Here is a 13,730-nt window from a genome sequence, read left to right on the forward strand (position 1 = left end):
ATAATCTTGGAAGAATTGATAAATGTATTCTGACAGATTGGACAATTGTCGCAATCATGATGCTCGCAACCTCCTTCTATGGCAATGTGCCACAAAAACAGTGCACCTGAAATATTAGCAATGAATATTGCCAATATTATAAATGAAAAAGATTGTTTCAGTTTTACCCGCATGTCTTAAAAAAACCTTTCGAACATTCAGGTCCGATACCTTCGATCATTGTCATTTGACGCTGAAAAATGAATTCTTCTCCCAGGCCCTGCACTAATGGTGCATGAACATCAAATAAGCAAGTGACTTTGCCGCAATTAGTGCATTTGAAATGCGGATGACACTGGCGGTCGGTACATTTATCGGCCAGTTCATATTCCCATGCTTTCTTATCGACATAGGCTTTATGAACTATCCCCTTTTCGCAAAACCTTTCAAGGATTCTATAAACGGTAGTTTTATCGGGACTCCTGTCCTCTAAAGAATCCAAAATATCGCCTCTGGAAACAGGGTGATCCGCTTGAATAAGAACTTTTAGAGTCGCAATTTGCATTTGGGTGCAATTGAATCCATGATCTTTCAGTATTTTTTCAGGGTAATTCATTTATATTCTTTCCTGTAACTATAAGCCAAAACTGCAACATTGTTGCAATTATAACAGGACATAAAATTATTGTCAAAAACTGATTATCAAAAAAATATTTTTTCTTTGCAACGCACTGATATTTACTTAATTCCTTTTATAGAAAGAACTTATGTTATTTCAACGGCAAAAATAAAAGTAAATAAATTTTTCTTGACAAATAAGGCTGGCCTTATTATATTAAATGCTCCTTATTTTCAGAAAGGCAAAAATGACTCAGACTGAACAATTAAGTGCGAGTTTGGAAGACTATCTGGAAGCGATATTCAATATCATTTCAGACAAGGGGGCCGTTCGCGCTAAGGATATTGCCAAATATCTGGGCGTTAAAGCAGGTTCCGTCACGGTTGCCCTGAAAGCCCTTTCCAAGACAGATCATATTAATTATCAGCCCTATGAGGTTATTACCCTGACCTCTAAGGGGCTTGAGCAGGCCAAAGAAATCATCCGAAAGCATGAAATACTGAAGGACTTTTTTGTGGGAATTCTTGGTGCCGACCCGAAGGTTGCTGAAGAAGGGGCTTGTAAAATCGAACATGTTATTCCGGAAAGGCTTATTAAACGCCTGACCTCATTCACGGAATTTATCCAGGCCTGTCCCCGATGCGGCAGCGATATGATCGAAAAGTTCCACGGTTATTTCAATAAAATTCAGCCCTGTGAAATTGAGCAGTGTCAAGTTTGCTTAGGAAAAAGCATTGATCACTTAGAAAAGGAAAGAGAAAAAATGTCCAATTCAACGACACAAACAACCCTGTTGGATATTCCAAACGGAAGCAAATTGGATTACACTGGAAATGGTTTTGCATGCAATTAAACAGATTGTTCAAACTCCCGGACAATTCGTATATCGCGGCAATTGCGGTTGCAGGATTAACGGCAATAACCGCCGGAAGTTTGTTTTTGTTAAATACAATGGTTATACGAAATTAGTGGCAATCAAAATCGGAGATGGCCATGCAGGTTATGAAAAAAATTAATGAAAGGATTTAAATAATGACCAAGATAGGATTATTTTTTGGCAGTACAACAGGCAATACTGAAAATGCGGCTAAGATGATTAAAGATGAATTCGGGTCATCGGCAACCGTAGAATTATTCGGAATTGAAAATACAAAAACTGAAGACATTGCAAAGTATGAAATACTTATATTTGGCACTTCGACCTGGGGATATGGCGAACCTCAAGACGACTGGGCGGGGTTTGAAAGTAATCTGGGACGCATTGATTTTAAGGGTAAAAAAGTGGCGTTTTTTGGATTGGGAGATCAGTACGGCTACGCTGACACTTTTGTCGATGCGATGGGGATGCTGTATGAAATCGTCAAAGGCAGAGGGGCACAAATCGTTGGAATGACTTCAACAGAAGGATATTCATACGACGACTCGAAGGCTTTGGTTGACGGGCAATTTGTTGGACTTGCTCTTGATAATGATAATCAGTCTGATATGACAGCAGACCGCATTAAGCAATGGGTTATACAATTGAAAGAGGAGCTGAGGATATGATAGCTTTAAATGAAACATCTAAGTTTGCATCGGTATCGCCTGACCTTGAAAAACGACGTATATCGGGCGGCATGGAAGTATTCCTTCACCATTTTTATGAATACAAGAAAGGCCTGCGCAATCTCGTTCTGCACACCTGCTACAGGGATATAGGATATGGCATTATTTGCAAACTGGAACATCATAATATCGAATACCTTATTTATCCGCTTGGAAAAAAACGCATCAATGTGTTTTTCGGCAATACCGACTGTCTGGAAATCGTAAGAAGAATCGGCAAATTATGTCTCTCCAGGTATACAGCGGAAGAAGATTTTATTTTGGGCATTATGCTTGGATATGACCGCTGCCAACAGTGTGAAAGATATCTCAGGCTAAAACAAACCCGAAATGAAAAAAGGGTGATAAATCATAACAATGAATCCAAAAAAATTCCTGCATCTACGCAAGCTGTAAGCCAGCCGGTTGCACAAGGTTTGAAAGGAGGTTGATCGTATGGCATAAGCTTATAAAAGTAAAAGGAGTGCAGAAGTTAAAAAGGAGTGTTTAGGTAAAAGCTTCGAAATGGTTTCGGACCAGGATGAAGAAAAGAATTAAGTAAACAAAAAAGAATTGGAGAAAACTCAAATGAAAAATGTAAAAAGAACTTTAATGTTATTGGCAATCGCAGCGGTTGCTTTTAGTGGTGCTTCCAGTCAGGCAGCTTTCATCAATGGACAGAACTGGGCGGATAGTGTTGTAAGCTACACCAGCCAAATTCAAAATTATGGCGGCACGCTTATGGACAGTACAACCGAATTCTGGGTTCTGGGTCAATCAGATGTAGATCTGAATGGAAATATGTACGCATGGGATACTGGAGAGCCGGATTACGTTGCTGGCTGGCGAAGTGTCGCAGCTAATCAGGAAATCATTGTGGGTTTTAATACGGCCCTTGAGGATATTGCCGGTGACGATCTTGTTATCAGGTTGTATGGCGGCCCAAATGCCCAGGCATCCGTTTCGGTAAGTGAGGATAATTCAAGCTGGACCTCTATTGGCACTATAACAGGCGAATCAGGACAAATACCGGGTACTCCAGGTTATTTGTATGATGCTGCATTTGATTTTTCGGGTTTGTTTTCAGGTGACGCCTACTATGTCAAGGTGCACAGAGATGTTGCAGGCCCGCAGACAGGCATGTTCTTTGATTCGTTTGCATCCGTTCCGGAACCGGCAACTATGTTGATTTTGGGATTAGGCGCTGCTTTTGTAAGAAGGCGGAAGTAGGTTGATTTAATATATCAGGATACAGGCCGTTTAAACGGCCTGTATTCTGATTGCTAAGGCTTGATAAGATGACAAAAAAGGTTAACAACGCGTTTACTTTAGTTGAACTGTTAGTCGTTATAAGTATTATAGGGCTGCTTACGGGGATACTTATGCCTGTATTATCTGTTGCCAGAGAACAGGGAAGATGTGTTGTCTGTAAATCCAACTTAAAAAATATTGGATTTGCCCTCAGAGTGTATCTTGATGATTATGAAGGCAAAATGCCCTCTGCCGACCCTTACCCGGGAAGTTACGGCCAAAAGAGTCAGCACTGGTTTATGAACTCTGTATTGCTCAAGAATATGGGTCTTGAGGTTCTCAAAGATGAGGACGGTGAACTAATCGGTCCAGGTAAAGAGCGTTCTGTTCTGACCTGTCCGACCCACAGGCACCCCGATATGACGCGAGACAGCCCGCCGGATTACCCGGCCCAAGAGCGAGAGTATTCATTGAGTTATATGGCCAACGGAACACTTGGTGTTTCGGGGAAAGCTCTTGTTGCCATGGAATATCGTCATGAATCCGAATACAGAAGACCAAGTGAGGCAATGATGTTTTGCGACGGCAATGGAACAATGCAGACTCCGGGAACTGTCTTATATGACGGTTGTCCCAAATCGAATTTTGAATTTAGACATAGAGGTAAAGTTAACGCAATATTTCTCGACCAGCATATCGAATCCCTCAAAGAAGAGGATATTCCTTTCTGCACCAGGTTTGATGAAAGGAGATTCGGTACATTTTGGTATGCAAAGAAAAAATAAGGGTAACAAGGAATTATGAAAAATAAATATTACATATTATTAGCTATTTTGGCCTTTAGCCAGGCAGTACAGGCTCGGTATATTGAAGGAATAAATTGGGCGGACGAGGTTGTAAGCCATACGGATAAGATTCAAAGCTGGGCGGATGGTTATTGCGGCGGCCCCGGAGCACATTTCATGGATCCCAATACCCCTGCCACAACATGGTGGGTACTTGGTCCCAGCGATGCCGATGGAAACGGCGATATGTACGCCCATGACTTTGCCCTGGGCGACCGCGATTATGTCGCAGGCTGGCGGACAGGATCGCTTTTACACGCGAATCAGGAAATTATCGTTCAGTTTCATGCAGGAATTAAGGATATTGAAGGTGCGGACCTTGTTATAAGGCTGTTTTGCGGCCCTATAGCGAAAGCTTCTGTCTGGGCCAGTACTGATGGCAATGATTTTACCCAAATTGGTACCATCGAGGGGCACTTAAACCAAATTCCCGGTATAGGCGGTGAGCTTTATGATGCGTATTTTGACTTTGACGGCTTATTCACGGCAGATGTTCATTTTATCCGAGTTTTCAGAGAAGTGACCGAGCCGCAATCCGGAATGTTTTTTGATTCATTCAGCACCGCTTATATCGATCTGCCCGGCGATTGCAATGAGGTTGGTTTGTTTGGATGGTCGTTAGCGGGCGATATCAATAAGGATTGTTATGTTAACCTCAAGGATTTCGCAATGCTTGCGAATCAATGGCAAAAGTGCAATGATCCTAATGATCCCGACTTTGACGCATCGCTTTTTGATGATCCAAATTCGATACCTTCAACTTGCCACGGAGTTTGGCAGGCTGGTATGGGCTTGGCCGCGGATATTAATCAGGATTGCAAAGTAGATATTTTGGATTTGGCGACCATGATCGAAAACTATTTATGCTGCAATAATCCTGAAGATTTGAACTGTATTGTAAATTGGTAAACTAAAGGTTATTTATAATTTTTTTTGGAATATAGGTAATGCGAAAATATATATTAATTTTAGCCATAGTGGTAGGTAGTTTTTCTTTTTTACAGGGATGTGAAAAAGCTGAGAATAAATCTACAGAAATAAATAGTCTTCTCGGCCAAATAAAGCCCTTGCAGGTTCAACATGACGACAATGAGGTTTTATCCATCTCTGTCAATCAGGCAATGGCCTTTCACGAAAACCATGAACATTCTCATTCTCAAGCCGAAGATTCGCACCCATCAAATGATCACCATCTCTGTATGGGAGTTTTAACCGGATACCAGGCTATTCGTTATGCTGTTGATGAGCTTTTCGGCCAAAGCGTCCCGCAGGCATCTGACTTTGAGATTAGTGTAACAGGACCAATGGATGGCGTATGGGACATGATGAGTTTATATACGGGCAAGGAGATGAGATTCGAAGGTGAACCCCAGCCGATGGATTTGAAAAGTTTCACGTTTACGGCCAGGAAAATATCCGAGGACAAATCACTTGTGTTCGGTCTTCGTCCGGGAATAATACCTGAGGAATTTTTTGAACTCAAGAACCAGGGGGCGACCTGCGGCAACCCGGAGTTGAGCAAATTAAAACAACAGGCATTGCTGAATATTTTATCTGTTGAGCCTGACAAGTGTTTTGAGGTTATCAATAATGACAGCGATGCCGGCCAATAGTAGATCGATTCGAGTTTAGTATTAAAGAAAGGCAAATAATGGCACAAGCATCTTTTTTTGTGAACGACATCAAGGTCAAGAGAAAAGGTGATTTCATTTTTCTTTTGGCGCAAAGAAAATGTATCCACGGCACGGTTTTCTATGAGATATGTCTGACTATGCCGGCAGAGCTTATGCATCTTTTTAGCGATGTCGAAGGGGCCGAAGGGAACAAGTTAAACGGCAATATCAATGCTGATGATCTGGCAAAGCGGTTTAAGCGATTTTCAGGTGATAATTAAAATGAAGGATTCTGAAAAAAAACAAGTACTTGATTTAGTGTCTAAGGCAGATGGGAATGATTGCAAACCAAAGGTTTATGAATCGTCGCAGCTTTTCGGAAGCCACAATGAAATACAAATACACCATGAAGGTGAGCTATACCGAATTAGAATAACCCGGAACGGAAAATTGATAATGAATAAATAATTAACAATATTAGACATAACTTGCAACCCAGCAAGCAATCCAAAAGCCAGCCAGGGAGCAATAGAAGCATTTACCTCATGCATCTATTGCTCTTTTTTTATGCAAGTCTTCGAGGAAAGGAGGTTGGTGATATGGCATAGGCTTAAAAAGTAAACGGATTGAAGAAGTTGAAAGGAGTTTTTGTATAAAGCCTCGAAATGGTTTCGGAGCAGAAATGAAAATTTATTAAATGAAAAACGAAGAAGAAAGAATTGGAGAAATTCACATGAAAAATGTAAAAAGAAATTTAACGTTGTTGGTTGCGGCAGTTGCAGCTTTGAGTCTTGTTTCAGGTGCGAATGCCAGTCTTGGCGATTTGGAGCGAACAGGTTACACCGCCATGGGCGGAAGTGTCCAAGGCAGCCCACTGGGGCATATTAGCCAAGAGCCAGGTGATAGAGATTATGTCCTTTTGCAGCCGCTCGATGGCGGAATGTATGGTCCTGAGATGTGGGGTTATGCATGGATGAAATTTGATGTAACCGCAACAGCACCTGTCGATTCGGCATTTCTGGTATTGAACCAACTACCCGGAGACGGAATGGGATATGTTGAACCAACGCCAGAAAATCCGGTTGATTTTTCCATTCATTCAGTAAACGCAGATGTGGCCGGCATTACAATCGACACTGCGGTTATGGAGAATTTCAAAAATAACAATGTTGTTGCGATTCCTGAAATAACAGCCTCAATTTTAAGTCCCGGTGTCTTTAGCGTGGACATTACAGATATCTACAATGGCTGGATTACAGGAGACAACTACGGTATGGTTCTTTCGGGAGCAGGAAAATTTTCAAGCATAGGACATCCTGATGGTGATGCTCCATACCTAAGCACAACAGTAGTTCCTGAGCCGGCAACAGTAGCTTTGTTTGGCCTTGGCGGGCTATTGTTCCGTAGAAAACGGAAATAAAATAGATAATTGTTGATTTTGATATCCGGCCCTGTTGGGCAGGGCCTGATATCTTTAAAGAAAGGAAAACCAAAAAAATGAACAAAAGATATATCATAATTACAGTTTTGCTATGCGGCTGCTTAACCGGTGTATCGAACGGTTTCCAACTAAACCCTGAGCTGGATTTCTATACACCTATGTCAACAATGGTTGTTCCAGACAGGACTTATTTGCTTACCTCGAATGCATACGAGTGGATGGACATGGGATCCGGGCCGGAAAGTTTTGAAACATTGCTTTTTTTGAAATTCGACACAGATTCAGTCCCCCAGGAAGAGGTCTCTCAGGCATGGCTTAGGCTGGGTTCAGGGGCTGGAGGCACAATGGGCGAGACCTCTCGTCCAGTTTTGGTTTCCGTTCATCCTGTGGACAGGGATATTTCAGAAATGCTTGACGGGACAACATCTCCCCGAGATTTTTATGTATTTAACGATCATATTCTTGACTCGGTTGATAGTGTTATGGTCTTTCAAGATGGAGTTTGTTACTGGGACATTACTGACATTGTAAACAACTGGATTCTTTATCAAAATACTGCCGGCTCTGAGGGATATGAGAATCTGGGACTGGCTATTACCGGAAGAGATGATGCAGGAGCGTTGGATCCCAATGATAATGAGCATGCAGGTTTCTGGTCATCTCGAGCCCAAAGTATGCCAAATGCTGCGCGGCCGGCTCTGTTCATTATAGAATCCGAAGACCCATTAGATTTGCCGTGGCTTCCTGAATGGAGCGTCAATTCAGGTTTCTCTACCCAATTCTGGACCCTTTCAGGCGAGGCTGGTCGGCTGGAGCAAGGAGCAACTGCGGACGGCTATATGGAAAACAGTTTTGGTCAGCCCTATATTGAGTGGGAGCAGGAAGAAGAATTTGCCGGTTCAGAAATCATTAATCCTTTTTTAACATGGCACCCATTTGCTGACAGCCCCGATGGCAGCGCACATCCGGACTGGGTCGGGGGAGTCTATGGCGGGGTTTATCGGGGCGCAGGCGGATCGTACGATCAACATACGCTTTCGGCTTTCGTACCAACCGGAGAAGAGCAAGGTTCATTAACCGTATTGGTGCAGTATGACTGGTTTGACAGAGGTGTTGTTGATGTTAATGTTATATCCGGCCAAGAGATATTCCTCGAAAACGGCTTTGATGTATTAGTCGGTACTGCAGGGGATCACAGTTGGTACCGCAGCACAAGGGCATATGAACTTATTGACAACCCCGGAGAAATAGAAGTGGAGTTTATTATTTCGGGTCAGGAGCCCTACCTCGCCTCTTTTTCGGTTACGACTGCTTTGAATACAGCAGTACCGCAAGGTCCAGTTCGACATATTAATGACTACAATTTTGATGGGATCATTAATTTTTGTGATTTTGCTGTTTTTGCATTGGAATGGACGCAAACAGAACCACCTTTGTTTTACGATCTTACTGATAGCGGTTTTGTGGGAATTGAGGACTTGGCCCTATTTTCGGAATCATGGCTGCATACAAGTTTGTTTAGATACTTACAACAGGATAACTAACGCAGGACTAACATATGCAATATTCTACTGAAAAACAAAATGGCTTTACCCTTATAGAACTTCTGGTAGTTATTTCTATTATCAGTTTGTTGATAGCATTTCTTTTGCCTGCTTTGCGCAGGGCCAGAGAAGCAGCAAAGCAAATATCCTGTGCTTCTAATATGCGACAGATATCTCTTGCGTTCAACATGTATGGAATGTCAAACGAAGACAAAATTCCGGTCGCATCGAAAATAATGGGAGCCAATAACCCATGGATATGGGCACTTTTGCCTTATATCCAGGGTGACCAGAACAAATCACAGACATTTGAAAGACCGGCAGAGCTTTGGTTTTGTCCTTCCGACCATGATCCATACCCTTTACATTACGCCCCGCATGGTCAGGAGTACACAAGTTACGCATTGAATGGATATTATGAAGAAGCCCAGGCCGGTTCCGGATGGTCTGGCGGGTCACCGGAAATCAGGATCGGGCCTGCCGGCGGATATAAATACACCCAGCTCAGAAACCCATCAAGTGTGATGCTGATGATGGAAACCAGCTATTATGGTCAGGTTTACGACATGAAAAACCCCCATGTCCGACCATATACTTTACCATCGGAGGGACATCATCGAAATACAAGTGGTTTTTATCATAGTGGCAAAATGAATCTGATGTTCATCGATGGCCATGTCGAATCCATAAGTGGCAAAAAAGCCGATCCATGGCCCGCGCCGTTCTCGGTTTCGTCTCAGGGAGGGATATTCTGGCCCGAACTTTCGTTGCCGGATTCAATTGAAAAGAGAACGCTGTGGGGGCCAGGTTACTAATGAATTTCCTTATAAAATGTTGTTTAAGCTTACTTATATTTTTGACTGGATGCCATACAATGAATACTAATGTTGGCCGTTATGGTTTTTGGGTAGATGCCTACATAGGCGAACCTATTGCTTATGATGAATTGGTAACAGATTTATCGCAGGTCGATATTGTTTATCTTGGTGAGAGACATACACTAAAACGCCACCATGATATTCAGCAAAAAATTATTACAGAGCTGATTTTAAAAGATAAGCATATTATCCTTGGCCTTGAACAATTCGAAGCTTTTCAGCAGCCAATAATTGAAAAATATAATCGTAGCGAAATCACACTTGATCAGTTAACCGAACAAACTGATTGGCCATCACGATGGAGTAACTACCTTGATTATTGTGATATTGTAAAGGCAGTACATGATGCAGGCGGTGAAGTAGTCGGACTCAATGCCCGTCAGGAAATAGTCAGGAAGGTGGCTCGAAAAGGAATGGATTCTTTGACTAACGAGGAAAGGAATGAGTTGCCTGTTGAAATTGACACCAGTAATGAATCTTATCGTCAACATATGAATAACACAATGATGGTAATGGCACATGTAAAAAACAATCCTGACATGCTGGATAGAATGTTTACCGCCCAGGTTTGCAGAGATGAAATGATGGCAGAAAGTCTTTATAAGGCAATCAAATCTTCAGAAAAGCAAAATAGCATAGCTGTTGTCTTGTGCGGCAGTGGCCATTTGATTCATGGTTCGGGAATTCCATCTCGATTGAAGCGAAGGTTGCCGAATTTAAAAGATAGAATTGTTGTTTTAAGCGGGAGCGGAGATGTGGAATTATCTAAAAGCATGCAAGCAATGAGTAGAGATGTTAAAACTTCTCATCAACAATTGAAATGTTTTGAAACACCTGTAGCGGATTATCTACATGTTGTAAACCTTGATGGACAATTGGATAAGTACTAAGAATCAAATTAAAATAAAAAGCCTATTTCTATATTAAATGGGGGGACTCGAAAGTGTTATGTTTACACCAGCGAGTTTAGGCTTGCTGGTGCAGACGATTTAGTGAATTTTTATTTAAAATGGAAATAAAATGAAACCAAAATGTGAAAATTCTAATTGTAACTGTGATGGAAAATGCAAAGTCTGTCAATGCCGTGAAACCGTAGCAATTGCCGTGCAGTCTCAAGTCAAAGAGAAAAAGGCCGAAAGGACTGCAAAATGAATGCAAAAACTGAAACAATCAATTTTTCCAATAGTAATGGACAAAAGCAGTATCAAACGGAGAAACCCTGTGAATTTCCTTTTGACTCACGTTTTCGCAGCCACATGGATACTTACGGCTGGAGCCGGGTATCACCAACCGGCAATGAAAAAGAATACCGGCTGAATATCATTAAAAACGGCAGCAGTGAAATGAACAGGCGAACAGCTTACATTCATATTCCGTTTTGCGGTACACTTTGTACGTTCTGTAATTTCATGAGAAAGCCCGGCACTGCTGCGATGGCCGCTGATTATGCCCAACTGGTTATACAGGAATTACAATGGTATAAGGGTTCTGGTTACATTTCTCAAGGCGGATTTGAGGCACTGTATCTGGGGGGCGGGACACCGTCACTATTACCTGCTGAAGCTATGTCGGAACTGCTGAATACTGCTCGCAAAACACTTGGACTTGACGAAACGGCAGAGATCACCATTGAGTCAACGGTACATGACCTTACTCAGGAAAAACTTGATGCAATGGTCCAGTCTGGCGTAACACGCATCAGCCTTGGCGTGCAGACATTTAATTCTGATATGCGGCGGCAGCTGGGAAGGCTCTCTGATAAGGAAACGATTTACAGCACCATCGAAATGGCGAGAAAGGCCGGAATCAAAACCATTTCTTCTGACATTCTTTATCGCCTGCCGGGTCAAAATCTTCAGGAATTCCAGGCTGATCTTGAATGCGCGGTCGAGTTAAACCTGGATGGTGTATCTTTGTATCCTTTGATTGCCATGGGCGGAACACCTTTAGAAAAACGGCTAAAAGAGGGCAAAATTCCTCCATTACCAGATATTTCTATCGAGCTGGAACAATGTAAAGCAACAAAGAAGTTCCTGATCGATGCTGGCTACCAGCAGGACACGTGCACTCATTTTGTCAAGCCAACAGATCGAAATCTCTATGCGAATATCCGTCTGGATGATGGAGACTGTCTGCCCATCGGCAGCAGTGCCGGCGGCTATCTTGGCCCGCTTGTTCTTATGAACGCCATGGATAAGCAGATGTATCAGATGCAAATCTCTGGAGGCAAGTCCGGATATATGGCTTCTGTTCTGCTGCCGTCGAAATCCAGAATGCTAAGGTCGGTTACCGGGCAGCTTCAGCGTGGTTTTCTAAATGTTGAAACTGTTTGGCAGGATGGTACGTTGGAACCCAAGACTCTTTTGCAAGATAAGATTGATCAGTACCTTGAAAATGGATTGCTTGAAAAAGATGGACAGCAGTACCGATTAACCGATGATGGCTGGTGCTGGTGTTATAACATTGCAGCCGATTTTGCGGATATGGGCAAAAATGAAAGTGCCGCAAGCAGTTCTGTAATGTCATTTGCGCAAACAAGCGGCAAAAAGCCGCATCCTCATGCATTAAAATACGGCAGCAAAAAACAAGGTCACTCCATGCGGGGCTTTTCATTAAAAGACATTTCTGTTCTGGGTGTTATGACTGCGCTGGTGGTTGTTGTCCAATTTATAGCTGCGATGGTTTTACATATGACTGGGATTGCTCTGATCCCCGGCCTGATGCAGTTTGTAATGGCGTTTGCCTCCTGTATCATTTTGTTTGTCGCCATAAAAAAAGTCCCCAAAGCCGGGGCACTTAGCATTATGACAGCGGTATATTCTCTGGTAACGATGCTGTTGTCCGGCAGTATTCTGATGGGGTTTGGGCTGGTGATCGGCGGTGTTTTAGGCGACCTGACCGCCAAATGGCTTGGCGGGATTGGGAAAACGGTTCCGTTGATCATTGCTTTAGTTATCTATCGAACTTCTCAGACAACATTCAGCAAGCTGTATGCATTCATCACTGAGATGACACAGGTGCAATTTGTATGGTATCTGGTCGTGCTTTCAATCATCGCTTCTGCAATAGGTGCGATTGTCGGAGGATTAGCCGGTATAAAACTAACGGCAAAGATCTCAAAAGCGGGAGTGATGGCATGATACGCTCATTCATCCAGCGACTGGGACAGCGAAATCCGGATTGTATTTTCGAACAGCTTGATCCAAGATGTAAACTGATCATCCTTTTTGCTGTTACCATAATGATCATTATAGGCAACAGCGTTTTCTCTGCAGGCCTGTTCATAGCTGCCGGTTTTCTCGCCTTTTATTCGAAGCTGATGAAATTGTTTCTCTTTACAACTGTATTGGCGGCCATTTTTTGGGTTATTTTTATGGTGATATTCCAATATGCCCTGGACAAGCCGATGGAAGACCCCAAAGCCATGTTTGTTGGAATGGTTTTCAGAGGAACTGCACTGGCAACCACCGGATTATGGTTTGCTGTGACCACTAAATTGCGTGATATGACTATCGCACTTGAAGCCTGGAGAATCCCCAATATTATTATCCTGCCGCTGACAATTGCGGTTCGGTTTATACCGACACTGCTCAATGAATCCCTGGTCATTCACGATTCCATGCGGCTTCGACGCTTGGCTCATCGAAAGCGTGACCTGATTACCCAGCCTCATTTGATCGGCCAGAGCTATATATCACTGGTGACAATCCGAAGCCTGAAAATGGCAGATGAACTGGCCGCCGTTGCTGAGACACGGGGGCTTGCTCGCCCGAACCAAAGACAGTTTCTAAAGCCTGCAAAATTCAGGAAAAACGACTATTGCGCCCTGAGCATCCTGCTGGCTCTGGCGGCTGTTTTAACCGCAGCGTCATTATATGTAAGGGCCGCTGCATAAATAATTCGCTCTTTTAAAAGTAAATAATTCCGGCCTTTCGCACAGGCCATAAGGATGGCTGACCCTGTTTGCGGACGGAAT

Annotated in this window: 17 protein-coding genes; 16 read left to right on the top strand and 1 reads right to left on the bottom strand. The window is 42.9% G+C overall.

From position 1 onward, the window contains the following. Window positions 1-163 precede the first annotated feature (163 nt). Complete coding sequence (locus tag L21SP3_RS08350; protein WP_077540529.1) at window positions 164-595, bottom strand: Fur family transcriptional regulator; 432 nt, start codon at window positions 593-595, stop codon at window positions 164-166. A gap of 69 nt (window positions 596-664) precedes the next feature. On the opposite strand from L21SP3_RS08350, the gene L21SP3_RS12010 reads away from it, so the two are divergent. The 16 genes from L21SP3_RS12010 to L21SP3_RS08430 all read left to right on the top strand — a co-directional run bounded on the left by L21SP3_RS12010 (window position 665) and on the right by L21SP3_RS08430 (window position 13,649). Then, complete coding sequence (locus L21SP3_RS12010; RefSeq protein WP_077540531.1) at window positions 665-859, top strand: hypothetical protein; 195 nt, start codon at window positions 665-667, stop codon at window positions 857-859. Then, entirely contained in the window at window positions 846-1,451 is a 606-nt protein-coding gene (locus L21SP3_RS08360) for a metal-dependent transcriptional regulator (RefSeq protein WP_161488154.1), read from the top strand. Before L21SP3_RS12010 ends, L21SP3_RS08360 begins: the two co-directional genes overlap by 14 nt. Window positions 1,452-1,630: 179 nt before the next feature. Continuing rightward, complete coding sequence (locus L21SP3_RS08370) at window positions 1,631-2,143, top strand: flavodoxin (protein ID WP_077540537.1); 513 nt, start codon at window positions 1,631-1,633, stop codon at window positions 2,141-2,143. Next, window positions 2,107-2,634 carry a DUF2023 family protein gene (locus tag L21SP3_RS08375; protein WP_227806755.1) on the top strand — a complete coding sequence of 176 codons (528 nt, stop codon included), beginning with the start codon at window positions 2,107-2,109 and terminating at the stop codon, window positions 2,632-2,634. The genes L21SP3_RS08370 and L21SP3_RS08375 overlap by 37 nt, the downstream gene beginning before the upstream one ends. A gap of 136 nt (window positions 2,635-2,770) precedes the next feature. Further along, window positions 2,771-3,412, top strand: a complete 642-nt coding sequence (locus tag L21SP3_RS08380) for a PEP-CTERM sorting domain-containing protein (protein WP_077540538.1) — start codon at window positions 2,771-2,773, stop codon at window positions 3,410-3,412. Between the two features lie 68 nt (window positions 3,413-3,480). Next, window positions 3,481-4,218 (top strand): type II secretion system protein, encoded by a 738-nt coding sequence (locus tag L21SP3_RS08385; RefSeq protein ID WP_077540540.1) that lies wholly within the window; start codon window positions 3,481-3,483, stop codon window positions 4,216-4,218. 15 nt (window positions 4,219-4,233) lie between these two features. Continuing rightward, window positions 4,234-5,187 (top strand): dockerin type I domain-containing protein, encoded by a 954-nt coding sequence (locus L21SP3_RS08390; protein WP_077540541.1) that lies wholly within the window; start codon window positions 4,234-4,236, stop codon window positions 5,185-5,187. Between the two features lie 38 nt (window positions 5,188-5,225). After that, entirely contained in the window at window positions 5,226-5,891 is a 666-nt protein-coding gene (locus L21SP3_RS08395; protein ID WP_077540543.1) for a hypothetical protein, read from the top strand. Between the two features lie 38 nt (window positions 5,892-5,929). Continuing rightward, window positions 5,930-6,172, top strand: coding sequence for a hypothetical protein (locus L21SP3_RS11845; protein ID WP_118084533.1), 243 nt, complete (start codon window positions 5,930-5,932; stop codon window positions 6,170-6,172). Between the two features lies 1 nt (window position 6,173). Next, window positions 6,174-6,359, top strand: coding sequence for a hemin uptake protein HemP (gene hemP / locus L21SP3_RS08400; protein ID WP_118084535.1), 186 nt, complete (start codon window positions 6,174-6,176; stop codon window positions 6,357-6,359). A 229-nt stretch (window positions 6,360-6,588) separates the two neighbouring features. After that, window positions 6,589-7,311 carry a PEP-CTERM sorting domain-containing protein gene (locus L21SP3_RS08405; RefSeq protein WP_077540547.1) on the top strand — a complete coding sequence of 241 codons (723 nt, stop codon included), beginning with the start codon at window positions 6,589-6,591 and terminating at the stop codon, window positions 7,309-7,311. A 77-nt stretch (window positions 7,312-7,388) separates the two neighbouring features. Beyond that, window positions 7,389-8,876, top strand: coding sequence for a hypothetical protein (locus L21SP3_RS08410; RefSeq protein ID WP_077540549.1), 1,488 nt, complete (start codon window positions 7,389-7,391; stop codon window positions 8,874-8,876). A 14-nt stretch (window positions 8,877-8,890) separates the two neighbouring features. Then, entirely contained in the window at window positions 8,891-9,691 is an 801-nt protein-coding gene (locus L21SP3_RS08415; RefSeq protein ID WP_077540551.1) for a DUF1559 family PulG-like putative transporter, read from the top strand. Window positions 9,692-9,750: 59 nt separating this feature from the next. Next, window positions 9,751-10,644 carry a ChaN family lipoprotein gene (locus L21SP3_RS08420; protein ID WP_161488155.1) on the top strand — a complete coding sequence of 298 codons (894 nt, stop codon included), beginning with the start codon at window positions 9,751-9,753 and terminating at the stop codon, window positions 10,642-10,644. 258 nt (window positions 10,645-10,902) lie between these two features. Beyond that, complete coding sequence (locus L21SP3_RS08425; RefSeq protein ID WP_077540555.1) at window positions 10,903-12,894, top strand: radical SAM protein; 1,992 nt, start codon at window positions 10,903-10,905, stop codon at window positions 12,892-12,894. Continuing rightward, on the top strand, window positions 12,891-13,649 hold the full coding sequence (locus tag L21SP3_RS08430; protein ID WP_161488156.1) for an energy-coupling factor transporter transmembrane component T family protein: 759 nt from the start codon (window positions 12,891-12,893) through the stop codon (window positions 13,647-13,649). The genes L21SP3_RS08425 and L21SP3_RS08430 overlap by 4 nt, the downstream gene beginning before the upstream one ends. The last annotated feature ends 81 nt before the right edge of the window (window positions 13,650-13,730 follow it).

The organism is Sedimentisphaera cyanobacteriorum (assembly GCF_001997385.1).
Lineage (GTDB): Bacteria > Planctomycetota > Phycisphaerae > Sedimentisphaerales > Sedimentisphaeraceae > Sedimentisphaera > Sedimentisphaera cyanobacteriorum.

Excerpts from the sequence above, each read along its gene's own strand:
- L21SP3_RS08350 (WP_077540529.1), bottom strand. The coding sequence starts at position 595 with ATGAATTACCCTGAAAAAATACTGAAAGATCATGGATTCAATTGCACC.
- L21SP3_RS08360 (WP_161488154.1), top strand. The coding sequence starts at position 846 with ATGACTCAGACTGAACAATTAAGTGCGAGTTTGGAAGACTATCTGGAA.
- L21SP3_RS08370 (WP_077540537.1), top strand. The coding sequence starts at position 1,631 with ATGACCAAGATAGGATTATTTTTTGGCAGTACAACAGGCAATACTGAA.
- L21SP3_RS08375 (WP_227806755.1), top strand. The coding sequence starts at position 2,107 with ATGGGTTATACAATTGAAAGAGGAGCTGAGGATATGATAGCTTTAAAT.
- L21SP3_RS08380 (WP_077540538.1), top strand. The coding sequence starts at position 2,771 with ATGAAAAATGTAAAAAGAACTTTAATGTTATTGGCAATCGCAGCGGTT.
- L21SP3_RS08385 (WP_077540540.1), top strand. The coding sequence starts at position 3,481 with ATGACAAAAAAGGTTAACAACGCGTTTACTTTAGTTGAACTGTTAGTC.
- L21SP3_RS08390 (WP_077540541.1), top strand. The coding sequence starts at position 4,234 with ATGAAAAATAAATATTACATATTATTAGCTATTTTGGCCTTTAGCCAG.
- L21SP3_RS08395 (WP_077540543.1), top strand. The coding sequence starts at position 5,226 with ATGCGAAAATATATATTAATTTTAGCCATAGTGGTAGGTAGTTTTTCT.
- L21SP3_RS11845 (WP_118084533.1), top strand. The coding sequence starts at position 5,930 with ATGGCACAAGCATCTTTTTTTGTGAACGACATCAAGGTCAAGAGAAAA.
- hemP (WP_118084535.1), top strand. The coding sequence starts at position 6,174 with ATGAAGGATTCTGAAAAAAAACAAGTACTTGATTTAGTGTCTAAGGCA.
- L21SP3_RS08405 (WP_077540547.1), top strand. The coding sequence starts at position 6,589 with ATGAAAAACGAAGAAGAAAGAATTGGAGAAATTCACATGAAAAATGTA.
- L21SP3_RS08410 (WP_077540549.1), top strand. The coding sequence starts at position 7,389 with ATGAACAAAAGATATATCATAATTACAGTTTTGCTATGCGGCTGCTTA.
- L21SP3_RS08415 (WP_077540551.1), top strand. The coding sequence starts at position 8,891 with ATGCAATATTCTACTGAAAAACAAAATGGCTTTACCCTTATAGAACTT.
- L21SP3_RS08420 (WP_161488155.1), top strand. The coding sequence starts at position 9,751 with ATGAATACTAATGTTGGCCGTTATGGTTTTTGGGTAGATGCCTACATA.
- L21SP3_RS08425 (WP_077540555.1), top strand. The coding sequence starts at position 10,903 with ATGAATGCAAAAACTGAAACAATCAATTTTTCCAATAGTAATGGACAA.
- L21SP3_RS08430 (WP_161488156.1), top strand. The coding sequence starts at position 12,891 with ATGATACGCTCATTCATCCAGCGACTGGGACAGCGAAATCCGGATTGT.